A 23006-nucleotide genomic window follows, 5' to 3' on the forward strand; every position below is an offset into this window, starting at 1 on the left:
TACTGAGAGTCTCTTTGATAGTTGCCATCTCTGATACTCGATACTCCGGTCGTATGTCAACGAAGATGTCGAAGTGTTAGAGCGATCTCGTGCTGCCGGCACGGCAGACGGGCGTATCGGCGAGGTCGTTCACCGAGAGAGAATTCGGGGCGGGGAGGGGGAAATCGATGGGCACAGAGTGGAGCATCGCGCTCCACCGCTGGAAGGGGCGGAGCGAGTGTTGCCTTCGACGCACAACGTATCTGCCCGTTTTGCTCTGGGGTGGGGAAGTAACCGGCTGATCCGGGAGACTGTTGACGGGAATGTGTCCGGGCGTGAGCCGGTTACCAGTGCCCAATTGGCCGCCGCGAGTCGGGCCAGAGGGCCTTCGAGGATCTCGCCGAGGTGGACAAGAATTCTTGGCCGGCGGTAAAGAGTGCGCTGTGAAACGTTGGAACAACAGGCTTCCTGCCCGAAAGTCGTCAGGTTCATTCGTCTTCGGGTACATGTGGCCAAACCGAGTAGCCCGCATTGGTCGCTGGAAACCCTTGAGACATAAGAAGAATAGTGGCGGTCGCTGGACCTGAGCAGCTGATCGTGTCGCCAGATGCCACGCACAGACACGGAACTCGGTGGTATAAGCCTTCGGCAGGCCCCCAGGCGAAACGCCGCTGACTCCAGAAGCCGGTGGCCAGGAAGCAGCGGCCTGAAGCGATCGCGAAGTTTCCGTACGGAACTTCGTTAACTGAATCGTGACAGGCGGAGATGTCGAAGGCAACGGCGGTGCCGGAAGCTTGCCGGCATGAGTGAATCGGAAGTGCGGTCGGAGACCGCCAAGGGCACGCGGACCTCGATGAGCCGCGAGTTGACCGAACTTGCCGCTCTGTTCATCGCCGCGGGCGCGGCTCACCTATTCATCAGTGCGATGTCACTCGACCGAGCCGGACCGGCCGTGCTGTTCGGGCTCGGGCTGCTGTTGATCGCGACCGCCGTATTACGGCGCTGGTGGGCAGACCGTCCGCATTCGCCGCGGATCCACGGCTCGGGGGACGTCCGTACATCTCGTCAGGGTGATGCCTGGCGGATCCGGGTCACGGTGCGCGACGTACCCGGGGCGCTGGCTGGGGTGACGGCAGCGCTGGCGGCGCATCGGTACGACATCGTGGCGATGCAGGTTCTCGCCGTGCCGGACGGTGCGGTCGACGAGTTCTTCCTGCGGACACCGGCGGGTGCGACGGCGGGGGACATCGCCGCGGTGATCGAGTTGGGTGGCGGCAGGGATGTGCGAGTGGTGCCCGCGGACGTTCACGAGTACGTCGACCTGCCAACCCGGGTTCTGACGATTGCGGCCCAAACGGTCGGCCGGCAGGCTAGCTCCACGCAGCTGTTGCAGGCCGTGTTGGGTGATTGTGACGTCACTCGACGCCATGTCAAGGGCAGGTTCCGGGAGCAATTGCGCGGGGACGGTGTCGTGGGAACCTCCATGAGGTTGGTTGATCCCGAGGGAGGCCTGGTGGTTGTCACTCGACCTTCGCTGCCGTTCACCCCGGTGGAGTTCGCGAGGGCCAAAGCCGTCCTCGACCTCGAGCGCTCTCTCGGCTGGCATTCAGCCCCCGCGGCGAGCATTGACGGGAGACCGTCCACATGGTGGCGGCCGGCGGGGGAATCGTGAAGGTGCCTGACCCGGGTGGGGTGCGTCGCTCGATCCACGTCCGGCGGTCTTGCCCGGCGATTCCTCAGGCTCGGACGACGCGTGTGCCCGCGGCTTTGATTTCGGCCGCCGCCTGAGCGTCGATGCCGGTATCCGTGATGAAGGTGTCCACTTCGGACAGATTGCCGAAGCGGGCGAAATAGTCGTTGCCGACCTTGGTGTGGTCAGCGAGCAAGACAGTGCGGCGTGCCGCGTTGACGGCTGCGCGTTTGACCATCGCTTCGGTGGTGTCCGGCGTGGTCAGCCCCCGCTGCACGGACACGCCGTTCGTGGCCATGAACGCGACGTCGACGAAGGTCTCCTGCAGCGCGTGCAACGCCCAACTGTCCACCATCGCCATCGTGCGGCCACGCACCCTGCCGCCGACCAGCATCAGTGTCAGGTTCGGCCGGGTGCTCAACGTCGAGGCGACGATCAGCGAATGGGTCACCACGGTCAGCTCACGGTCGGCCGGTAGCACCTCGGCCAGCCGGGCCGTAGTGGTGCCGGCGTCGATCAGGATCGCGCCTTCCGGCGGGACCTCGGCCAGTGCTGCCTTCGCGATGCGTTCCTTCTCCGCGGTCATCACACTGTCTTTGGCGGCTAACCCGGGCTCGAAATCCAGTCTCTCGACCGGGATCGCTCCGCCATGCACTCGACGCAGCAGGCCGTGCCGTTCGAGTGCGGACAGGTCGCGTCGAACCGTCTCGGTGGTGATCTGGAAGTTCGCGGCCAGTGCGGTCACATCGACCCGGCCTTCGTCCCGGGCCAGGCCAAGGATGACCTGTTGCCGCTCCTCCGCGTACATGGTTCACCGCCTGCGTTTCCATGAGGTTCTGTGAGTGCGCGTGTGTGCGGCCGGTCATGCCGACCAGCCATAGCAATATAAAGGAAGGTGAGTCGCGTGTAAAACGTTGTAAACGCAGGTCCTTGAAGGTCCGGGTTGCTAGGTCGCGAGTGCTGCTCGCCGGTCTGCCCGGGACAGTCCAGTCGGCTCGATGTGGCGTCGACCCGAGCCTGCGGCCGGATACCGGCCGGACGAACCACGCGAACGCTCGTCGTAACACAACGCGGCGCGCGTACTTCACTGCCTTCGGTCCGCGGTAAACCTCATCTTGCTTCCGATGCGGTCGCCGGGGAGTTCGAGGATGTGGCTTTGTGTTGCCTGCCGCTGCCAACGATGTTGGAGTGGGCCTGCAATCGCGCTCAGCCCGTAAGTGTGGCCGGTCGCGCCACCCAGCTTCGAGCGTGACCTCCGACTTGACGCAGTATGGTCGAAAACCCAGGTCAGTTGACCCTATGCGGGGATTCAGTCACTCGCTGGGATGCTGTGCTGGCGTCAGGTACATAAGGGCACATATTGTTGTCCGTTGCAGACATCAGGTTAACCATGGGTTGCAAGCGCAGGTGAACGAAGGCAACATCACGCAAACCCAGATTTCCTGATATGAGGTGCGTGCAAGTGATCGTGACCCTTACGGCGAACCCAAGCGTCGATCGCACGGTCGAGCTGCAACGGCTTGAGCCGGGCAGCCTGCACCGGGCCCTTGGGGTCACGGTCCAACCCGGCGGCAAGGGCATCAACGTCGCGCGGGCATTGGTGAGCAATGGGTTCAACGCGCGCGCGGTGGTCCCCGCGGGCGGAACTGAGGGCGACCACCTGATCAGCCTGCTCAGGGACCAAAAGATCGACGTGATCCGGATTCGGACCGAAAAGCCGGTCCGCAGCAACATCAGCCTGGTGGAGCCGGACGCGACGGTGACGAAGGTGAACGAGATCGGCCCGCACCTGTCAAGTGCCGAAGTGAGGGCCTTGACTGAGGTTCTCCTGGCCCAGGTTTCGGACGCCCAGTGGGCTGTACTGGCGGGTAGCCTGCCTCCGGGTATGGACGCCGAGGTCTACGCAGACCTGGTGGGGCGGCTTGCCGCGACCGGCGTCAAGGTCGCCGTCGACACGAGCGGACGGGCGCTCCTCGCGTCGGTGAAGGCAGGCCCGGCGCTGGTCAAGCCGAACCTTGACGAGCTTGAAGAGGCAGTGGATCGCCGGCTGGACACGCTCGCCGACGTCGTCGATGCCGCTCAGGAACTGCGTTCGCTCGGTGCGGGTGCCGTACTGGCGAGCCTGGGTGGCAGAGGCGCCGTACTGGTCGAAGACGCCGGGACCTGGTACGCCAACGCCTCGGCCGTGCCCGTCAGTCCGGTCGGGGCTGGTGACGCGATGCTGGCGGGCTTCCTGGCCGCTGGGGGAAGGGCTCCGCGGCGCTGGCCGAAGGAGTGACCTGGGGCGCCGCCGCGGTGTCGCTTCCAGGCAGCACGATGCCGGGCCCTGGAGACGTGGCGATCCACAAAAGTCAGGTGGATTCGGACCCAGACTGGAGCGAAAAGGCGCGCGGCTGAACGACGTCGGGCACTGTCCGCCCCCCGTCCGCCATCGGTCCATGGCACAGCCCTCCACGATAAACAGTCAGAAAAGGAAGCCAATGATGTCTACCGCAACGAACTCGGGCACCGAGAGCCCGAAGAAGACTGATCAGCTGAGAGTGACCATCCAGCGTTTCGGCGGTCAACTCGCCGCGATGGTCATGCCGAATATCGGTGCCTTCATCGCCTGGGGTTTGATCACAGCGCTTTTCATTCCGAGCGGCTGGACGCCGAACGCGCAGATCGCGGAACTCGTCGACCCGCTCATCAATTTCCTGCTGCCCGTCCTCATCGGATACACCGGCGGCCGGATGGTGCACGGACGGCGAGGAGCCGTAGTCGGTGCGGTGGCGACAGTCGGGATCGCGGTCGGTGCGGCGATCCCGATGTTCCTGGGGGCGATGATCGTCGGCCCGCTCACGGGTTACGTGCTCAAGCTGTGGGACGACAAGATCGGTAGCAAGGTCGCGGCCGGCTTCAAGATGCTCGTCGACAACTTCAGCGCGGGCATCATCGGTGGCACCATGGCCGTACTGGGCATGCTCGGTATCGGACCGGTCGTGCAGGGCATCACGAAGGCGCTCGGCAACGGTGTCCAGGGGCTCGTCGACATGCACCTGCTGCCGATCGTTTCGGTGATCGTGGAACCCGCCAAGGTGTTGTTCCTGAACAACGCGATCAACCACGGAGTACTGAGCCCGCTTGGTGTGGCCTCCGCGCAGGAGAACGGCAAGGCGATCGAGTTCCTGATCGAACCGAACCCTGGACCGGGTCTGGGCATCCTGCTGGCGCTGATGATCTTCGGCGGTCGTGCCGCGCGCTCCACCGCACCCGGCGCGATCATCATCCAGTTCCTCGGTGGAATCCACGAGATCTATTTCCCGTACATTCTGGCTGCTCCGCGACTGATCCTGGCGGCGATCGCCGGTGGTGCCGCCGGAGTGGCGGTGTTCAGCCTGACTGGAGCCGGCCTCACCGCGACCCCTTCGCCCGGCAGCATCATCGCGGTTCTCGCGGTGACACCGAAGGGCGGCTATGTGGCGGTGATCGCCGGCGTGGTGGCCGCGACGTTGGTCTCGTTCATCGTGGCCGCAGTCCTGCTCGGGTTCGGTCGCAATGCCCGCAAGGAAGAACGTGAGGCGGCAGTCGCCGCCGGCGGTCCTGTCGCGTAACCGATCACAGTCGATCGAGGAAAGGCAACTGCGGCTATGAACAGTATCGAAGGCAAAGATGTCACTAAGGTCATCATCGCGTGTGACGCGGGTATGGGCAGCAGCGTGATGGTGGCGTCTCAGCTGGCCAAACGATTGAAGCCCTATTCGGTGAAGGTCGAGCACACGCCCGTCAACGAGATCCCGCGCGACGCCGAGGTGGTCCTGTGCCAGGCCACTTTGGTCGACCGAGCTCGCAAGGCGAACTCCTCGGCCGTGGTACTCGGCTTCCAGAGCTTCCTCGGTGACCCGGTATTCGACCGCGTCGAGCAGGCCATTCGGGATGGGGGAAGTCTTGTCGACTGATACCTCGATCCTGGTCGCCGACGGGATCGTCCTCGGCTGTACCGCCGTGGATCGGCGAGACGCGATCGACCAGGTCGGGCGGCAACTGCAAGCGCTCGGCGCGGTCGAGCCGGAGTACGTGACGGCTATGCACCAACGAGAGCGTTCGGTTACGACCTTCCTCGGCGAAGGCGTGGCGATTCCACATGGGACGGACGAGTCCCGCCGGTTCGTCAAGCGGACCGCCCTGGTGGCGCTGCAGTTTCCGGACGGAGTCGATTGGGGTGGGGCCGATGTCCGTCTTTGTATCGGTATCGCGTCCAAGGGAAACGAGCACGTCGGGATCTTGGCGGGTCTCGCCGTGGTCCTGCTCGATCCTGGGCAGGCTCGGAAATTACGTGAGGCTCCCGACTCGGACACGATTCTTCGAATGTTGAACCACATGGATGAGGAGCTTTCTCGATGAAGGTGGCACGTTTCTACGCGCCAGGGGATCTGAGGGTCGAGCACGCCGAGGAGCCGTCGCCTGGCCCGGACGAGATCAAGATCAAGGTGCACAACACGTCCACCTGCGGCACGGACCTGAAGATCTTCCGGCACGGACATCATCACATCGACCCGCCCGCGTGATCGGCCACGAGATCGCGGGGGAGATCGTCGAGATCGGTGACGACATCGCCGGGTGGGAAGCCGGAGACCGGGTCCAGGTCATCGCGGCGATCCCCTGCGGCGACTGTCTGCAGTGCGGACGAGGCTTTCAGACCATTTGCCCGAACCAGTTGTCGATGGGCTACCACTTCGACGGTGGGTTCGCCGAGTACATGATCGTGCCCGAACGCGTCCTGCGGGTCGATGGTGTGAACAGGATCCCGGCCGGGGTCAGCTATGCCGAAGCATCGGTGGCGGAACCACTCGCGTGTGTCCTCAATGGTCAGAACTTCGCGCAGGTCGGTGCCGGCGACGTCGTCGTGGTCGTCGGCGCCGGGCCGATCGGGTGCCTGCATGTACGGCTGGCGAGGGCGAAGGGCGCGGCCGCGGTGTATCTGGTGGAGCTCAATCGCGGCCGCCTCGACATGGCGGCTGAACTCGTCAAGCCGGACGCGGCGATCTGTAGCGCCGAGGTCGACCCGATCGAGAAGGTTCTCGAATTGACCGGTGGCGTCGGAGCCGATGTCGTCATCACGGCCGCGGCCGCGGGCAGAGCGCAGGAAGACGCGTTGAAGATGGCCTCACGCCGCGGCCGGATCAGCTTTTTCGGTGGTCTGCCGAAGGACAACCCCATCATCGCGTGTGATTCGAACCTGGTGCACTACCGAGAACTGACCATCTATGGTGCCAACGGATCCAGCCCTGAGCACAACCGGCAAGCACTCGAACTCATCTCGTCCGGACAGGTTCGCGTGGACGACCTGATCACACACCGATTGCCGCTGTCGGAGGTGTTGCGGGCGATCGAGATCGTCAGCAGCGGCGAGGCCATCAAGGTGACCATCGAGCCGGGTAAGGCCGACCCCGCCTGAGCGGTGGTGGCTGAAGACGAGGAGATCGATAGTGCTGGTCGACGAAATGCGCGGAAACCCGGCGAGCCCGGGCGCCGTGGCCGGGCCGGTCGTACGGCTGACGCCACCGCCTGTCCTGCCAGAGCACTGGGATCCGCAGGCCGCACCGGAAGCGGAACTGATAGTGGCCGCGGAAGCCCTTGGAGCGACGGTCGAGTACTTGGAAGAGCGGGCGGCCTCCGTCAGCGGTGAGTCGAAGTCCATCCTGGAGACCCAGGCCATGATGGCGACGGACCCTTCGCTGCGGGCTGGGATCGAAACGTCCGTGGAGAACGGCCGTCCCGCCGCGTGGGCGATCAGAGACGCCTTCAGTAAGCACATCACCGAGCTCACGAACATCGGCGGCTATCTCGGAGAACGGGCAGCGGATCTGATCGACATCCGGGACAGGGCGATCGCGGCCGCACTGGGTCTCGCGCCGCCAGGTATTCCGGAGACTGATCGGCCCTTCGTGTTGGTAGGCCAGGACATCGCGCCGGCCGACACCGTTCTGCTCGACCCGGCGAAGGTGCTGGCCATCGTCACAGAAAAGGGCGGACCGACGAGCCACACCGCGATCATCGCCCGAGCCTTGGGTATCCCCGCGGTGGTCGGTTGTGCCGCTGCAGCGGGATTGGCCGACGGGCAGACGATCGCGGTCGACGGCGCGCGCGGCATTGTCGTCGTCGACCCTCCGGCGGAGTACGTCGTCCACATCGAAGCGGAAGCGGCGCAGGCGCGGGCGAGGACCGCGTCCTACAGCGGTCCGGGAGCGACCGCGGACGGTCATCCGCTCAAGCTCATGCTGAACGTCGGTGGCTCCGGTCTGGCCGCGGCGGAGGCCGCCGCCGATGCCGAGGGCATCGGGCTGTTCCGCACGGAGTTCCTGTTTCTCGACCGTACTGAAGCTCCAGGTGTCGAGGAACAGCGTGCCGCTTACGGGGAGGTTTTTCGCGACTTCGCCGGCCGACCGGTCGTCATTCGGACGCTTGACGCGGGAGCCGACAAGCCTCTCCCGTTCGTCAACTCCGACGACGAACCAAACCCGGCTCTCGGTGTCCGCGGCTTTCGTATCGACATGCGCAAGCCCGAATTGCTCTGTGCGCAGCTGGAGGCGATCAGTCTCGCCGCATCGGAACACGACGCGGACGTACGAGTGATGGCACCGATGATCTCGACGGTGCACGAGGCCATCGCGTTTCGCACGCTGGCACGGTCGTACGGTATCGACAACGTCGGTGTGATGATCGAGGTCCCGGCGGCGGCGATCAGGGCGAAGGACATCTTGGCCGAGGTCGACTTCGTCAGCATCGGTACCAACGATCTCTCGCAATACACGTATGCCGCCGACCGCCTCCTCGGTGATCTGGGCGAATTGCTCGATCCCTGGCAGCCGGCGTTGCTCGGGCTCGTGGCGACCGTGGCCAGGGCAGGCGAGGAGGCCGGCAAGCCGGTCGGAATCTGTGGCGAGGCCGCCGGGGACCCAGGCCTTGCTCCGGTGTTCGCCGGAATGGGCATCACGAGTCTCTCGATGTCGCTTTCCGCTGTTCCGGCAGTTCGCGCCGCCTTGAAGGGCTACACACGTGAGCAGTGTGAGGCCCTCGCGCGCGAGGTCCTGCTAGCGCCGGATGTGCGAACGTCGCGCAAGATCGGACGGATCGGCCCTTCAGCTCGGCTCGCCTGAATGGCGCCGGCTTCCGTTGTGTTCTCTGAAGATTGGAATCGTCAATGTCGAGCAGGAATGTGGTAATCGGTTCGTCTGTCGGCCTGCACGCCCGGCCGGCACGACTGCTGGTGGACGCGGTGGCCAAACAGAGCGTGCGGGTGAGGATCGGCCGGAGCGAGGATCACCTCGTGGACGCTTCCAGCATCCTGGCCGTGATGTCGCTCGGAGTCCGCGGTGGTGAGGAGATCGTGCTGACAGCTGAAGGAGAAGGCGCGGAGGAGGCGGTGTCAGAACTCGCCGCGTTGCTCGCCCGCGACCTCGATTCGGGCGAGTGACAGAGCCGAGCCTGCCTGACTTCGGCACCAGACCTTCGGTGGGCTGGCCGGTCACTGTCCGACCAGCCCACCGATCCAAGAGATCCGTATCCGGCCTAATTCTGAGTAAAGGAGTTCTGTGTCAGGGGAAGTCATCGCGTCGGTCCTTGCCGAGCACGCATGGGTCGGTGCGGTTCGCCGAACGACGTCGGGTGCGTACCTGGTCCGGCCTTCGGTGGACGCCGTGACCCTCGGTGCCAGGCCTTGGGGCCTGGTCGCCGAGTACTTGCAGAATTGGGCCGATCTGTACGACTGGGCTTTCCGGTCCGCTGGTCTGGACGATCTCGCCGCCGCGGATGTCGCCGGGCTGACTTCCACTGGAAGGGGCTGCCGGAGCGGGACGTTCGTGAATGGATCGAGTCCACGGTGGGCACAGTGCTGGAATCCTGGCCGCGGCGAATGCTTGAGTTCGGGTGTGGGACAGGACTTGTTCTTCGGCATTTGCATGGCCATATTGGATGCTACGTCGGTGCGGATCCGTCCAGGTACGCCGTCGACCAGATCCGTGCGGCGCGGCTACCGCACACCCAGGCGGTTATCGCCGGGGCCCATGGGATCGCTTCGCCACAGGTCAGACGAGCGATGGCCGAGACCATGGGAGACGGGCGGCCGGACTGTGTGCTGATCAACAATGTCGCGCAATGCTTCCCCGGAACCCAGTACCTCGCGGCCGTGCTCGGCGGCGCGATCGACGCCGTCGAAGCGGGTGGCCGGGTGATCCTCGGTGATCTGCGGCACCTGGGGCTTCGTGATCGGCATCACCGTTGGCTCGCGTCCGGTGTGGCACTGGAGCCCACTCGGTTCTCGGGTGAGGAGGAACTGTACGTCGACCCGCTGCTGATCGCGTACCTCGCCGCGACCTCCGGTAGGCGGGTCAACGTCTCGGTGCGTGCGAAGACCATGAGCGGCGACACCGAGATCACCCGGTACCGGTACGACGTAGTGCTGTTCGTCGATCCAGCCGACGATCAACCCATCCTCGACGAGGTGTGCTGGGAGGACCTCTCCGGCGATCGACTTGAGGCAGTGACCCTTCTGGTCAAGGCCGACCCTGTCGTGGTCACCGGAATACCCAACATGTTGCTGGACCCATCGTCTGACGGCGTCAGTGCCAACGCGTTGAGTGCCGTGCTCGAAGGAACAGGCCTGGTGGTGGCGGTCGCGCTCGACGATCCGACGAGGCTCGAGGTCCGGCCGGCAAACGGCCATGTCCCGCGAATCGAGGCTTTGCCACCACAGGATGAACCACTTGACCGGTTCGTCGCCCGGCGGCTTCCGGAAGTGCTTCGCGCCTACTTGGCCGAGAGCCTTCCCGGGGTAAGCTTGCCGGAGGTCGTCGTCGATCCAAAGCCAGTCTGGTGAGCCGATGTCCAAGGTGAGGGCAAACTGCAGGACAGATGTCGCCGATTATCTCGACGACCTGGTGCTCACGAAGTCTCCCGGCGATCAAATCCCTTCCGAGCGCGCCCTCGTTCACACCCTCGGTGTCTCACGAAACACGGTGCGGGCGGGGACCCAGCAACTCATCGCGGCAGGACGCCTCGTCCGGAGGCACGGGCACGGGGTCTTCGTCGCCGAGCCGAAGATGATCGTCTACGCGGCCGACAAAAAAGACAGGTTCTTCGGTAGCCGGGGTATCGGCTCTTTTGAGAACTTCCGATCTCCTGTTCAGGAGAAAAGGGCTGGTGACTTCCTGTCGAAGCTGATCGGCATCGCTCCCGGGGATCCGGTCGTTGAACTCGAGCGCGTTCTGTGCGTCGATGACGCCCCTATGGCCACGGACAACCTGGTCGTGCCGCGGTCTGTAGGCCGTTGCTCGGCAGGTGTCCGGGCCGCTGCCTGCGGGTGCTTGCTCTGCACTCGAGACTTCACGCTCCGTAGTACTAGTGTCGGTACCGAGTTGGCGAATAGCACCTATGCGACCCGACTGCGTGTCGGCATCGGGCACCCGATTCTTCTGGTCGAGCAGATCGGCACTCATGTGACCGAGGAAGTCTTGGTGTACCGGCGAACCAGATACCGTGCCGATCGCTTCAGAGTTGTCCTCGCGGGCGGCGAGGGATGAGGTCGAGATGGACCTTCTTGCCGCCCCTCTGATTTCGCCGGTGTCATTGTGCGCTTGGGTGCGGTCGTGCGGATATATGCGCGGAAAATGATGTTCGAAGCTGCAGCCTTGGCGGACAATTACCTTTTGTCGAGTCATAATGCGGTGGTTGAAAGGGTAAGGCTGATGTGTCGTCGGGGCATGAAAATCGATATCACGAAGATCGATTCAGTGCGCGCCGTAGGTTGCGGATAGTTCTTTGACATAATCGCAGCATGGAACTTGTTCTGGTTTTAGGTGATGGCTCCGGTGCGGAAACCAGGCTCACCAGAGCGCTTGAATCGAGCTATCGGATCGATCGCACTGGATCGTTGAGTGAGGCGAAGCTTGCTGTTCTCGGTGGCGAGCATGCCGCCGTGATCCTGGATATGGAGGCGGCTAGCCTTGCGAAGACGCTCGCGGCGACAAGGGATCTCCTCGCGTCCAGGTCTATACCGATTCTGGTGCTGACCATTCACCAGAATGAGCCCGATGTCGTGGCTATTTTTCAGGCAGGTGCGGACGAGTGCCTGCGGCCAACTGTGAGCCGTCCGGAGTTAATCGCCAGGATCGATGCGATGATTCGTCGGAACGGCGGCTTTCTTTCAGCGAGAGTGGAGGGCTCCGACGAGGTTGACGTCGTTGTCGGTTCCTTGCGGATCAGTCCGACGACAAGGAGGGCGACCTTGGACGGTCGTCTGCTCGAGCTTTCGAGACGCGAATTCGACCTCTTGCTGACCCTGGCTCGACGTCCAGGCCACGTCTTCGGGCGACTGGATCTCCAAAAAGCTTTGTGGGGTTCCCACTATTACGGGAAGTTCAGTGTCAACACCTATGCCACCCGGCTTCGCCTGAAGCTGGGCGAGATAGCGGAAAAGCCACGATTTCTGTATACCGTCTACGGCGTCGGCCTGAAGCTCCATGTCCCGAGTGGCGGCTGAAGCCGGCTTCCGGCCGGCGGCGGAATGGACCACAGCGGCGAGGGGAGGGCGGTTGCCCGAATGGCGCGTATTCGGCGGTTGGCGGGGCAGGACCCCTTGAGGATCAAGGGGTTGTGGGATGAGCCGAGGTATTCTGAGTCACCCCGGCCCGCAGGCTACCCCGCCATATGCGGATTCTTGGGCTCTGGCCCTTCAAGAGGAGTTCTGAGTGCGTCGATTGATGCTGCCTACGGTCTTCCTTCCGCTGTTTCTTGGAGCCGTGGGTGTCCAACCTGTGGCGGCGGCGGAGCCCTGGTCGGTGGCTTCGGTACCCGGCGGGTACCGAGTTACGCTCAGCTTGGCTAGCCCCCTGGATGTGCGTGACGCTCTTCCGGAGCTGGCCATCAACGGTAAGTCGGTGGGCATCGCGCGGGAGTCACCTGACGGGCGCTCGCTGACCGTCGTCACCGCCGATCCCGCCGCGGCCAAGCCTGCTTCGGTCCAGCTGGCCTGGAATGGCGAGGTGTCAGACACCAGGAAGGCAACCGCGCCGGATCGGCGCGTGCAGCCCCGATCAGGCGACCGGGTTCCTGTGGACCCATCGACGCCAGGCCGGTTCACGACCAGCCGGGCCGACTACGACTTCGGAGACAGCGCGGCTACCTTGCCCGGTCTCGGTGGCCGAGCCGTTGAAAAGCGCGCCGCTGTCTGGGTGCCCTCGGCGCCAGGTCCACGTCCAGTCGTGCTTTTCCTGCACGGACGGCACTCCGCGTGCTGGAGACCGGCGACGAATACGATCGACAACACCCAGTGGCCATGCGTCCCGGAATTCCAGCCGATCCAGAGCTTCCGCGGCTACGACCAAGCAGCACAGTCGCTCGCGAGCCACGGCTACGTCGTGGTGTCGATCAGCGCCAACGGGGTCAGTGCGCAAGACAACCCGTATAGCGAGGACGCCGGTGCGACCGCGCGTGGCCAGCTCGTGCTCGAACATCTCGACCTGTTGGCGAAGGCGAATCGCGGCAACAGGTTGGGCATGAGTCCGCTGCTCCGTGGCAAACTCGACCTGTCGGACATCGGACTGATGGGACATTCGCGGGGCGGCGAAGGCATGGTCAAGGCCGCGTTGATGAATTCTGGACGTCCGCGTCCCTACGGGATCCGGGCGGCTTTGCCACTCGCGCCCACCGATTTCGGCCGCGGGACGCTGCCGGGTGTCCCCATGGCGGTTGTCCTGCCCTATTGCGACGGCGACCTGTCCAATCTGCAGGGGCAGCATTTCTATGACGACACGCGCTACGCCGATGTCGGCGACGCGGTGATGCGGTCGTCGGTGATGGTGCTGGGCGCCAATCACAACTATTTCAACACCGAGTGGACGCCCGGTGCCACGGTGGCGCCGGCGAACGATGACTGGCAGAACCAAGACGATCCCACGTGTGGCACGAACTCGCCGACCACCACCCGGCTCTCGGCGGCGGACCAGTATCAGGTCGGCGTCGACTATATCGTCGGCTTTTTCCGCCTGACGATGGGGAGGGAGACGGCGTTCTCGCCGATGTTCGACGGCGGTACGGCGACCGTCGGTGCGGCCACTGTTCTCCAGGTAAGCCAGTCGCCGCGACGTGTGGATGTCGCACCGCTGCAAGGCGCGTCCCCGAATGTCCATTCGCCGTTCGGGAATACTGCGCGAGCATGGCCGGACGATCCCCACAGAGTGGCCTGCCTTCGTGTACCGCCTCCACCGCCACCGGGCGCTTCCCGTCGTTCACCCCGGCCAACTACGGGCGGAACGTGACGGCAACCCCGTTGCTGCATCTGAGCTGGACCTCGCCATCTTCGATGACCATCGATGTCCCCGCTAACCGGTCCAATATGGCTGGTTACGACGCGCTCACGATGCGTGCCGCGCTCGATGACGTGAGCGCGTCCGCGGATTTGACAGTGACCGTCGTCGACGGGGCGGGGCGTACCCAATCGACGACTGTATCGAGCTTGAGCGGGGCCCTTGATCCCTTGCCCGGAACCGGAACGACGTTGCTACCCAAGGTCTGGATGCAAACGGTGAAGTGGCCGGTATCGCAACTGAAGGGGGTGAACACCCGCGATATCCGTCGGATCGTGCTCTCTACCGCGAGTCCGTCGGGCGGTGTGTTTCTTTCAGACGTGGCGTTCCAGACCTTCGCGGTCGGCAGGGGCGGGCCGAGCAAGCTGCCGCAAGTCTCTCTTGCGGATGGTCGTGCCGCCGAGACGGACGGAACAGTCGCTGTGACAGTTCAGTCGTCGGAGCGCAGTCTTCGGCCGGTCGTGGTGAACGTGCAGGTGCTTGCCGGAGCCGGTGGTCAGGTCGTGGACGGCGCGTGGCAGGTGGTCATCCCGGTCGGCCGAGTGAGCGCGCAGGTGCGTATCCCGGTCATCGATGACTCGGTCGTCGCTCCTTCAGTCGAGTCCGTCTACAAGATATTCGCCGTGGCACCGGTCAACGCCGTGTTGAGTCAGAACCTGGCTCACCTTGCTATTCGCGACGACGAGTCGGCCGGCGCTTGACCGTGCGAAGCACATGGGACTTCGCGCTCTCCCGTTTAGACAAGGCACCGTGGTCAGAAGTTTGAACCGATGCCCTCATGGGCTCGTGTGTCTTGCATGTCGAACTTTCCGCCGGATCTGCCGGTCACGAATACAACACGCACTGTCAGTCGCAGCGAGACGTTCATCTTGGGCGACTGGGCCGGGGCACCGCGCGTCGAAGGCAGCCTGCATTATCGCGAGAGCGATCCCTATGCGATCACCATGCTGATCGGCATGGGAGACAGCCCTGTCGAGTGGAAGTTCGCACGGGACCTGCTCGCCGAAGGGCTTATCGAACCTGCCGGCGAAGGAGACGTTCGCATCGTCCCGCCCCAGGATGGCAGGGACGAGGTCACCGTCTTGCTCAGCAGTCCCGACGGGCGAGTCACTTTGCTCTGTCCGCCAGAGCGGTTGGCCACGTTCCTACGTGAAACGGTCGACATCGTCAGCATCGGTGACGAGTCCGGCTACCTTGCCATCGACGGTGCTTTGGGTGCGTTGCTGGACGGCGAGTCGCGATAGACGTCACCGAGTATCGGTGCGATGAGCTCTCGGGGCAGTACGCGGACAGCAGATCCAGAGGGCCGTGGAGGAACGCGATCAGGGCAGGGGCGCGGGTCGTCAGCTTCAGGGAGTAGGCGGTCAGCGCCCACCTGGGGGCAGTGGACCTGCCCATAGCAACACGCAACCTCACTGTCAAGATTCTTGCTGCACACTGCCTTGGTTTCCGCGGAACAGGTGCGGTGTGGTGCACGATTGCTCCGACACGGATGGTATCCAAGTACGTCAGGACTAGTATTAGCGCTTGGCGTCCTTGCGTACGCACACAACATATGCTGGGTCGGTGCCCCTCAGTGAGGATCTGGCTTCAGGAGGCGTTCCGTGAAAAAGCGCATAACTGTTTTTTGTGGTTCATCGATGGGTAACGATCCGGAGTACCTTCACCAGGCGGCGGCTGTAGGCAGTCAGCTCGCGCAGCGCGGTTTCGGTGTTGTCTACGGCGGCGCGAAGCACGGAATGATGGGTGCGGTGGCCGATGCGGCGCTCGCGGCCGGCGGTGAGGTCATCGGCGTGATACCTCAGCAATTCGTTGGTGGCAAGGCTACGCACTACGGAATCAGCAAACTCGAAGTCGTCGCTGATATGCAAGCGCGCAAGACGAGGATGGCCCAGCTTTCTCAGGGATTCGTCGTTCTTCCCGGTGGAGCCGTGACCTTGGAGGACCTTTTCGAGGTGTGGACCTGGGCACACCTGGGCATGCACGCCAAGCCGATCGGCCTGCTGGACGCGAATGGCTACTACCGCCTGCTGATGCAGTTCGCCGACCACATGGTGGCCGAGGGGTTTCTTCACCAGCGCAGCCGTGATCGGGTCCACGTCGACGCCGATCCCGGAGCTCTCCTGGACAAGGTGCTCATGGGTCTCGAGTCTTTCGGATGGGATGAAATGCCGGTGGCCAGCCTCGGTGGTTAGGGGGCTATGTCCCTCGGGTTTGAGTGAAGCGGTCCTGAACGGGCTGATGTACTCTCGCCTGCTCTCTAACGACGCGGCTCCCACTCGCCGAACTGCCATTGCAGTAAAGCCATGCGTCATTATCGACGGTCTGGTCGATCAAGGTGCCAGGTGATCCGGCCAGCGCACGGCATCCAATCGGGCATGCCTGCCAGGCGTCGGTCTAATCTCCTTCTTTGCCCCTGCAACATCCACTGGATCCGATTAGAGTTGAAGCCTGTCGTCGTCTTCTCTTGTCGTGCTTGTCGAGTTTTCCGAACGCCCTGTGGTCGGCCACGCGGCCATGAACGTCGCCCACTCCGGTATCCAGCCGGCAGGCGCCCCGCGTTGGCAGTCAACGCGTTGCGCCGATGAGGACGCCTCTGCTGGCGATGGGAGCGATCGCCAGCCTTCGGTGTCGATGATGAATTCTCTGAACTAAGTGCACTCGGGTTCCCCGACAGCGGCAAGTTGCTGGGAGAACGGAGACTGTCTGGCCGAGTTGTGGTTGCGGAACGTAACCGCAGTGCCGCTCAACCGTGTGGCTGCGGTGGGGCATATCGTGTCTGTCGTGCCTCATCCCGATAGGCGGGTCGCCGCGCTGATCGACGCGAACCCGCACCTGGATACCGACGAGTTGGTCGCGGCGTTCGAGCTCTGCGGCGAGGCTCGTGGCCAGGTACAACCGTACGAAGCCGCCGAGCGGCATGCGCACGACCTTGTCGGTGCCTGGCTCGCGCACACGGGCGCGCGGCACTACCGGGGCGATCGCGATCTGCCGTCGCAGAACCACAATTCGCGTGAGGCGTTCCTGCGCGCGGCTGGAATCGATCGCGGCGTGGTTGACGAGGAGGGACAACCTGAAGCCGTTCTTCCGCTCCAGGTCCTGATCGAACTGCTGGAAGACATGACACTCCATCTGGCCACCGCAGACGGCGCACCGCTGGATCGGCATCAGGGCTACGTCCGTCACCGGCTCACGATGGACGCCGCGTATCGCGCCTACCATGGTCAGTGAGGTCACGAACATGATCGGCCAGGACCACGACGCCTCCGATGCCAATGTCCCCGGCGTTAACGGTAAGCACGCCGTTCACGTTCGGCTGATTCGACCTGGCGAAGGCGCGGCGGCTGTCGCGGTCGCAGCAGCGGCCGGCGCGCCCGGCACTTTCAGTGGCAGCCCGCTCGAGGCGGCCCTCGATCAGTTCGGCGGCTACGTCCCCTTTGCCGACCTTCGCGGCGCGCACGGCTGGTGTTTCGGCGCCTTCAGCGACGATCGCCTGGTCGGCGTGGTCTACGCCTGCTCACCGGTGAACTTCATCAGGTCGTTCCGCCCGGAGCACCACGCTCACCTCATCCAGACCCTCATTGAGATCGAGATACTTGCCGTCGATGACGGATCTCGCGGTTGCGGGGCCGGAACAGCCCTGCTGAGCCATGCCGAACAACATTTCCGGGAACTCGGTCTGCAGCTCATCGTCGCCAAGATCGACGCGACGGACAAGCAGGTCATGCTCTGGTATCGCCACCGCGGCTATACGCTCGCCCGGAACGGCGAGAGCTGCTTCATCAACACGCCAGAGGGTCCTGCGGGCATCAACGCAGGGCCTGTGGACGGCGAGTGGCGGCTCGCCGCGAAGGCGCCCCACGCTTCCATCGTGCGACGCACGTCCGGTCTCTGGCTCAACCGCGTGGACGGCCAGGCGTCTTAAGTCGAGTCATCGGGTCGGGATCTGTGGCAGCAGTGTGAAATGGACGCCCTTCCGGGTAGCCGCATCGTCGGCGGACATCGAAGCGCTGAACTCCGCACATGATCGGGTCGCCTGCGGAAAGCGGTGTGGGTCGATGCAGGGACATAAGATCAGCGGTATTCGTCCACGATGAAGGCTTCGAAGGCGGCATCCAAGTCGAGGAAGTCGCCCTCACTCCCCACAGGAACAAGTCGGTTCGTCGACTCGATGAAATCGGACATCCTGTCCGAGGACATCAGACAGACAAGCCTGGGACCGGAACCTTCGATCTCGAGAGCGGTGATCTCTCCGCCGACCGGGCTGACGTGGACCACCCCCGCCTTCTCTTGACGACGCATGCCCGCGGTGAGAAATTCGCGGTCGACAGACCATGCGACCGAGCCGTGGCTAGGGACAGTGAACAGAAACTGGATCGCGAAAGGTGACTCGGCGTCGTAGCGGAGTTCGGCTTCGACGGCTTCCGGCCGCTCCTGCTCCCGGAGTACCTCCAGCGTGATCTGGCTCCGTACTCGTGTGACGTTCGTGTCCATTGCCGTCCTCATTCCTAGCGCCGTTGGGGTCTTCACCCAGCACACGTATGGAATCTCGGAGCGGTTCATTACTCTGAGTAGTAGTTGGGGCGTAGTCGTGATCTCAAGCTCGCACGACCACGACGACGTCTGCCCGTCGAAGCCGAGCGAATCGCTGACCACCAGCTCGACGTTTCCGACCGCGCCCGACGTTACGACGTCGAGGTTCGCCGCGGGTGGAATCAGGCCTTGTTCAACGGCTACACGGTGTGCACAGCCAAGATACCGCCCGCCGCGCCGAGCAGAGGCCCGGTCTCGCCGTTGGTCCGACAAGCTACGTGTCCATCGGCTCGAAAGGATCTCATGAACCGGCCTCGCCGCCACCATCCCCGATGCTGACCACACCGGATCAGCCCTCAACGGCGCGACGCAGGAAGGCCGGGGCCGATCTTCGCGTCGCTCGCCGGCGGTTTCCTCGACCCATCAATCGGATGAGCGAGGCTATGACCGTAGTGGGTGCGAGCGGGTCACTACCGTAAGCGTCGGATCGTCAACCCCCGCGAATATCGCTGCCCTCGAAAGCGGACTGCCATTGACGACGTAGACGTCTGTGTCTCTCGTGCGGCTTCCGCGCCATCCTCGCCGGTCTTGAGCTTGAGGCGAGGCTTTCGTGTCGGGAGCTGCGGAATAGGTCCGCGCGATAGCGAGATGGGGACATCATCCGAGGCGGTGTTCACCAAGCACTCGCGCGGTCGTTGATCACGATAGGGTCATGTCGTCAGTGCCTGGCTTGGGTTGTCGCTGGTCGGCTGTTGGGTGGGGAGAGCTGTATGGTCGTGCCGCAGGAGGTTCCGCTGGGGCCGCGCGATTTCGTGAACCGGGAGGCAGATCTCGCGCGGATGGAGAGCTTCTGGGCTTCGCGTTCGCCAGGGGTGGCCCAGCTCGGTGTCTGCACGGGTTTGCCAGGCGTGGGGAAGACAGCCTTCATCCGACGCTGCGTCCAGCGGTTTCGTGACGCCAAAGTGTTTTCCGGTGGCGACCTGCATGTCGAGTTCGCGTCGGTCGACGGGATCGCGCCTTCGGTCGCGGACGCCCTCGCCTCGTGCCTGCTCGCATTGGGTGTGGCGAAGGACGTGATGCCTTCCACAGCAGCCGGTCGAGCGAACCATCTGAGAAGTATCACGGCGCGGAAACCGGTGCTGATTGTCCTGGAGGACGTGACCGATGCCGCGCAGGTGCTCCCGTTTGTGCCCAACGGCGCGGACAGCGCCGTTTGGGTGACGAGCAGCGCTCAGCTGAGTGAACTGCTGGCTGAGGGGGCCGAAGCGATTCGACTCGAGCCCCTTGACGACGCCAGCGGGGCGCACCTGGTGATCTCCCTGGTCGGGGCACGGGCTGAGGCTGAACCGGAGGCGGTGGATCGGCTCGTGCAGCTGTGCTCCGGCCTGCCCGTGGCCTTGAAGGTGGCGGCATCACGGCTCCTGGCCCGGCCCGGGCTGCGGGTGGGGGATCTGGTCGAGGAGATCGAGGGCGGCCGCTCGGGTTTCGCGGTCGGAGGCAAAGACAAGGTCTCGGCCGTTTTCGCCGTGGCGTATGACGCGTTGGATTCGGTGTCCGCCCGGATCTATCGGTTGCTCGGGATGTTCGCCGCCCGTGATCTGACGCTGGATACTCTCGCGAGACTTGTCGACGTTCGCGGGGACGCGTTGAACACCGCGGTGGAGACCTTGATCGAATCCGGATTGCTGAACGAGGACTCAGGAAACCGGTTCTCTCTGCACGCCATGGTGCGACGACACGCCCGCCAGCTGGCCCTGACCGAGGACGGCGCCGAAGAATGTGAGGCGGCGGTGCGGCGAGTGGTCATTCATCTGCTGGCCACCGCGGCCTTCGCGGACCTTGCCGTGCTGGGCCCTCGCCGCTACAGGGTCGATCCGGGCACGGTGACCGGCCGGTCGAAGTCGCCGTTTCTCGGTGATGCAGCGAAGGAGGCGGCACTGGCCTGGCTTGATCGTGAACGGGCGAATCTGCTGGCGGTCCAACGTGCAGCTGCGGACCTCGAAATGCACGAAGAGTCGTGGAGGTTGGCTGAAGCCCTGTCCGCCTTGTACGTCACCCGACGCTATCTAGTCGATTGGACTGAGTCGAGCGACCTTGGTGCGACCTCTGCCCGCATCGCTGGGAACGTGCGAGCCGAGGCGCGGCTTCGCAGCTTCGTGTCTCGCGCATGGACCGACCTCGGCGACCTCGGCCGGGCGCGCGAAGAGCTCGACCGAGCAGTGACCTTGGCGGAAGAGACGACGGACACGCGGTTGATCGCCTCGGTGTGGGAGATGCTGGGCAGATACCGCGACCACACCGACCCGGATAACGCCGCGGAGGCATATCGGCGTGCGATTGCCTTGTTCTCACAAGAATCGGACAGCCGAGGTGTCGCCTTCACGTCCTTTTTCCTAGGAAGCTCCCAGCGCCAGGCCGGCCTGGACGAGCATGCCGAAGACATCCTGCGGAACGCACTGGAGCAGATCCGCGAAGTCGGTGATGCGCGCATGCTCGGAAGGTGCCTCACCGAGCTCGGGAATGTCCTGCGAGCCAGGGGACGAACAGAGGAGGCGTATCAGGTGCTGGATGAGGCGATCGAGACCCTGGGCCGCGACGGCCAGCCATACTATGAGGCGATCGCACGGGAGAGCCTACTTCCCCTTCTCGAGGCCGACGGCGATCGAAGGCGATCTTGCTTGCGGGCCTTGGTAGACGTTCACCAGCGTCTGGGCAGCGGGCGTGCCGACGAATTCAGTGAGCTGCTTCGCCGACGTCAAGACTCCACCTCAGAGTGACGGACGTCGATCGTGGACCCGCTTGGACAACCATCTGGCGTTCGCGGAGGTCACCGGAAAGCCAGCAGCAGTAGACGGCGGAGCCCGCGGAAGAGACCCATCGTCGACTGTCGGCCATGTCGAGCTGAACAACCCCGCCGCCGCGCACCGCGGCGAGACCTCCCTGTGCTGTCGCTGTAATCGCCACCCGGGCACCCGGGTTGGCTGCCAAAGCGGAGGCAGTCCACAGCCGGGCTTCGGACACGTCGAGGGGCCGGTCTGTCACGATCACGGCAGCCCGCTCGAGGATTTTCACGTCAGGTTCGGCCTCGTCGGCCACCAGGTGGGTCTCCCTGCCGGCCCTATCCGGCCGAACTGCCGCCGGATACCGGGTCAGATGCAGGACGCCGTCCTCGATCGCCACTGTGTCGACCACGTACGACATGACCGGCCTAAGACAAGGCTCCGGGAGGGGAAACCTGCGCGGCGATGATGAAGCCGAGGGTGCTGTGAGGTTGAGTTTCCGGTAGATCAGGTTGCGGAGGTTGTCATCCGCCTCTGCCGTCTGGGCGAACACACGATCGGTGATCGGGTCGAACCGGCCTGGCCGGTGATCGCGCCGACAGTGATCCAGTTGCTCTCGCAGCGGCGTGGTCCCATCGAGTTCTGTCGCTTCACGCAACAACTCGGCAGGAGGGGTACCCGCGACTATCTCCGCCGAAGAACCGGCATGGAGGATCGGCTTGTCGAGGGCGGCGGCGAACAAGCCGAGAGATCCATGATCTGCGATCACTTGATCCGCGGCTACCAGGGCGGCTTGCCATCCGGAGTCCGGCGGCAGCAAGAGCAGGCCGGCATCCAACGCGGAGGAGAACCACCACGAAATCTGGGCCCGACCGTAGTAGGACCACACATTCGGGTGAAGGGCGACGACCACTTGGTACAGGTCAGCCGGTAGTTCTGCCAGCAACCGTGACGGCAGGGATTGCCACCGGCCCAGCAGCGAATCCGGCCTCCAGGTCGAGGCCAGCACGACCAACGTACGGTCGTTGGTTCCGAACGTCTCCCGATATCTGTCTCGTAAGCCTTGGCTTGCCAGCAACCGCGCCAAGGTGGGGTCGCCCACGACCTCCGTTCGCCCTTCGCTGGCCGGACAAACCGCAGACAGCTGCCGTTGTTGTTCTGGGTGGGAGAGAACCACGGTCGCACCGCCCGCGCGCAGAACCGCATCTGGCGGGAGCCCGGCCAGCCGGGTCCCCTCGCCGTTGCTGTCGGGCACGTACTTGTTGAATCCCAGCCCATGCGGAAGCACCACGGTATGTTTCGTGACGTTCTGGAAATCGATGTTCTCACTCGCGGAGAGAACTAGATCGTAGGCGACCTGCTTATCACGGACTGCTTGCCAGGGCACCAGTCTGACTCCGGCTTGGCGAAGCACGTCCTCCACGCCGTCGCTGAACGCTGACGTGCCGTTGACCGTGAACAACAGCCTGACGCGAAAGTCGTCCCGGAACAGCGTCCATGCCTCGAGCAGGCGATACGCCGAGGTCAGAGTTCGGGCGACGGCGAGAACAGTGCGATCACAGTGAAAAGTTCTCCAGCGGCTCCCGGCTCCCGGCTCCCGGCTCCCGGCTCCCGGCTCCCGGCTCCCGGCTCCCGGCTCCCGGCTCCCGGGCCATTGTCTGATTGTAGCATTTCGATTAC

General features: G+C 64.1%; 22 protein-coding genes. 19 read left to right on the forward strand and 3 right to left on the reverse strand.

The genetic code is table 11. The features are described 5' to 3' along the window. Positions 1-781: 781 nt before the first annotated feature. Entirely contained in the window at positions 782-1651 is an 870-nt protein-coding gene (locus MJQ72_RS20335; RefSeq protein WP_240600948.1) for an ACT domain-containing protein, read from the forward strand. A 64-nt stretch (positions 1652-1715) separates the two neighbouring features. On the opposite strand, the gene MJQ72_RS20340 is transcribed toward MJQ72_RS20335, so the two are convergent. Continuing rightward, positions 1716-2477, reverse strand: a complete 762-nt coding sequence (locus MJQ72_RS20340) for a DeoR/GlpR family DNA-binding transcription regulator (RefSeq protein ID WP_240600949.1) — start codon at positions 2475-2477, stop codon at positions 1716-1718. Positions 2478-3131: 654 nt separating this feature from the next. Between MJQ72_RS20340 and MJQ72_RS20345 the strand changes: the two genes are divergently transcribed. From MJQ72_RS20345 to MJQ72_RS20425, 17 genes are all read left to right on the forward strand, one after another. Next, positions 3132-3947 carry a 1-phosphofructokinase family hexose kinase gene (locus MJQ72_RS20345; RefSeq protein WP_240600950.1) on the forward strand — a complete coding sequence of 272 codons (816 nt, stop codon included), beginning with the start codon at positions 3132-3134 and terminating at the stop codon, positions 3945-3947. Positions 3948-4107: 160 nt separating this feature from the next. After that, positions 4108-5262, forward strand: a complete 1155-nt coding sequence (mtlA, locus tag MJQ72_RS20350; protein ID WP_240600951.1) for a PTS mannitol transporter subunit IICB — start codon at positions 4108-4110, stop codon at positions 5260-5262. Between the two features lie 36 nt (positions 5263-5298). Then, the gene (locus MJQ72_RS20355; RefSeq protein ID WP_240600952.1) at positions 5299-5607 is read left to right on the forward strand and encodes a PTS lactose transporter subunit IIB; all 309 of its coding nucleotides are present in this window, start codon (positions 5299-5301) and stop codon (positions 5605-5607) included. After that, positions 5585-6052, forward strand: a complete 468-nt coding sequence (locus MJQ72_RS20360; RefSeq protein WP_240600953.1) for a PTS sugar transporter subunit IIA — start codon at positions 5585-5587, stop codon at positions 6050-6052. The genes MJQ72_RS20355 and MJQ72_RS20360 overlap by 23 nt, the downstream gene beginning before the upstream one ends. Beyond that, on the forward strand, positions 6049-6216 hold the full coding sequence (locus MJQ72_RS20365; RefSeq protein ID WP_240600954.1) for a hypothetical protein: 168 nt from the start codon (positions 6049-6051) through the stop codon (positions 6214-6216). Before MJQ72_RS20360 ends, MJQ72_RS20365 begins: the two co-directional genes overlap by 4 nt. Continuing rightward, a complete protein-coding gene (locus tag MJQ72_RS20370) occupies positions 6213-7106 on the forward strand; it encodes a zinc-binding dehydrogenase (protein ID WP_240600955.1) in 894 nt (297 codons plus the stop codon). The genes MJQ72_RS20365 and MJQ72_RS20370 overlap by 4 nt, the downstream gene beginning before the upstream one ends. 46 nt (positions 7107-7152) lie before the next feature. Next, on the forward strand, positions 7153-8808 hold the full coding sequence (ptsP, locus tag MJQ72_RS20375) for a phosphoenolpyruvate--protein phosphotransferase (protein WP_396426995.1): 1656 nt from the start codon (positions 7153-7155) through the stop codon (positions 8806-8808). A 44-nt stretch (positions 8809-8852) separates the two neighbouring features. Next, positions 8853-9125, forward strand: a complete 273-nt coding sequence (locus tag MJQ72_RS20380; protein ID WP_240600957.1) for an HPr family phosphocarrier protein — start codon at positions 8853-8855, stop codon at positions 9123-9125. Between the two features lie 405 nt (positions 9126-9530). Beyond that, positions 9531-10526, forward strand: coding sequence for a trans-aconitate 2-methyltransferase (locus tag MJQ72_RS20385; protein WP_240600958.1), 996 nt, complete (start codon positions 9531-9533; stop codon positions 10524-10526). A 4-nt stretch (positions 10527-10530) separates the two neighbouring features. Then, positions 10531-11229 carry a GntR family transcriptional regulator gene (locus tag MJQ72_RS20390; protein WP_240600959.1) on the forward strand — a complete coding sequence of 233 codons (699 nt, stop codon included), beginning with the start codon at positions 10531-10533 and terminating at the stop codon, positions 11227-11229. Positions 11230-11483: 254 nt separating this feature from the next. After that, the gene (locus MJQ72_RS20395; RefSeq protein ID WP_240600960.1) at positions 11484-12188 is read left to right on the forward strand and encodes a response regulator transcription factor; all 705 of its coding nucleotides are present in this window, start codon (positions 11484-11486) and stop codon (positions 12186-12188) included. A 397-nt stretch (positions 12189-12585) separates the two neighbouring features. Further along, positions 12586-13965, forward strand: a complete 1380-nt coding sequence (locus MJQ72_RS20400) for a hypothetical protein (protein WP_240600961.1) — start codon at positions 12586-12588, stop codon at positions 13963-13965. Beyond that, complete coding sequence (locus MJQ72_RS20405) at positions 13962-14714, forward strand: hypothetical protein (protein WP_240600962.1); 753 nt, start codon at positions 13962-13964, stop codon at positions 14712-14714. Before MJQ72_RS20400 ends, MJQ72_RS20405 begins: the two co-directional genes overlap by 4 nt. 96 nt (positions 14715-14810) lie before the next feature. Then, positions 14811-15257, forward strand: a complete 447-nt coding sequence (locus MJQ72_RS20410; protein WP_240600963.1) for an SsgA family sporulation/cell division regulator — start codon at positions 14811-14813, stop codon at positions 15255-15257. A gap of 360 nt (positions 15258-15617) precedes the next feature. Next, the gene (locus MJQ72_RS20415) at positions 15618-16208 is read left to right on the forward strand and encodes a TIGR00730 family Rossman fold protein (RefSeq protein WP_396426970.1); all 591 of its coding nucleotides are present in this window, start codon (positions 15618-15620) and stop codon (positions 16206-16208) included. A gap of 589 nt (positions 16209-16797) precedes the next feature. Further along, positions 16798-17244 carry a hypothetical protein gene (locus MJQ72_RS20420; RefSeq protein WP_240600964.1) on the forward strand — a complete coding sequence of 149 codons (447 nt, stop codon included), beginning with the start codon at positions 16798-16800 and terminating at the stop codon, positions 17242-17244. Further along, positions 17234-17938, forward strand: a complete 705-nt coding sequence (locus MJQ72_RS20425) for a GNAT family N-acetyltransferase (RefSeq protein ID WP_240600965.1) — start codon at positions 17234-17236, stop codon at positions 17936-17938. Before MJQ72_RS20420 ends, MJQ72_RS20425 begins: the two co-directional genes overlap by 11 nt. Positions 17939-18087: 149 nt before the next feature. Here the strand turns inward: MJQ72_RS20425 and MJQ72_RS20430 are convergent, their stop codons facing one another. Further along, complete coding sequence (locus MJQ72_RS20430) at positions 18088-18669, reverse strand: SsgA family sporulation/cell division regulator (protein ID WP_240600966.1); 582 nt, start codon at positions 18667-18669, stop codon at positions 18088-18090. A gap of 647 nt (positions 18670-19316) precedes the next feature. Between MJQ72_RS20430 and MJQ72_RS20435 the strand changes: the two genes are divergently transcribed. After that, positions 19317-21323: an NB-ARC domain-containing protein gene (locus MJQ72_RS20435; RefSeq protein WP_240600967.1), complete on the forward strand. Its 2007-nt coding sequence runs from the start codon at positions 19317-19319 to the stop codon at positions 21321-21323. Here the strand turns inward: MJQ72_RS20435 and MJQ72_RS20440 are convergent. Continuing rightward, positions 21280-22788 carry a hypothetical protein gene (locus tag MJQ72_RS20440; RefSeq protein WP_240600968.1) on the reverse strand — a complete coding sequence of 503 codons (1509 nt, stop codon included), beginning with the start codon at positions 22786-22788 and terminating at the stop codon, positions 21280-21282. The genes MJQ72_RS20435 and MJQ72_RS20440 overlap by 44 nt on opposite strands. Positions 22789-23006 lie beyond the last annotated feature (218 nt).

This window comes from Amycolatopsis sp. EV170708-02-1, from assembly GCF_022479115.1.
Lineage (GTDB): Bacteria > Actinomycetota > Actinomycetes > Mycobacteriales > Pseudonocardiaceae > Amycolatopsis.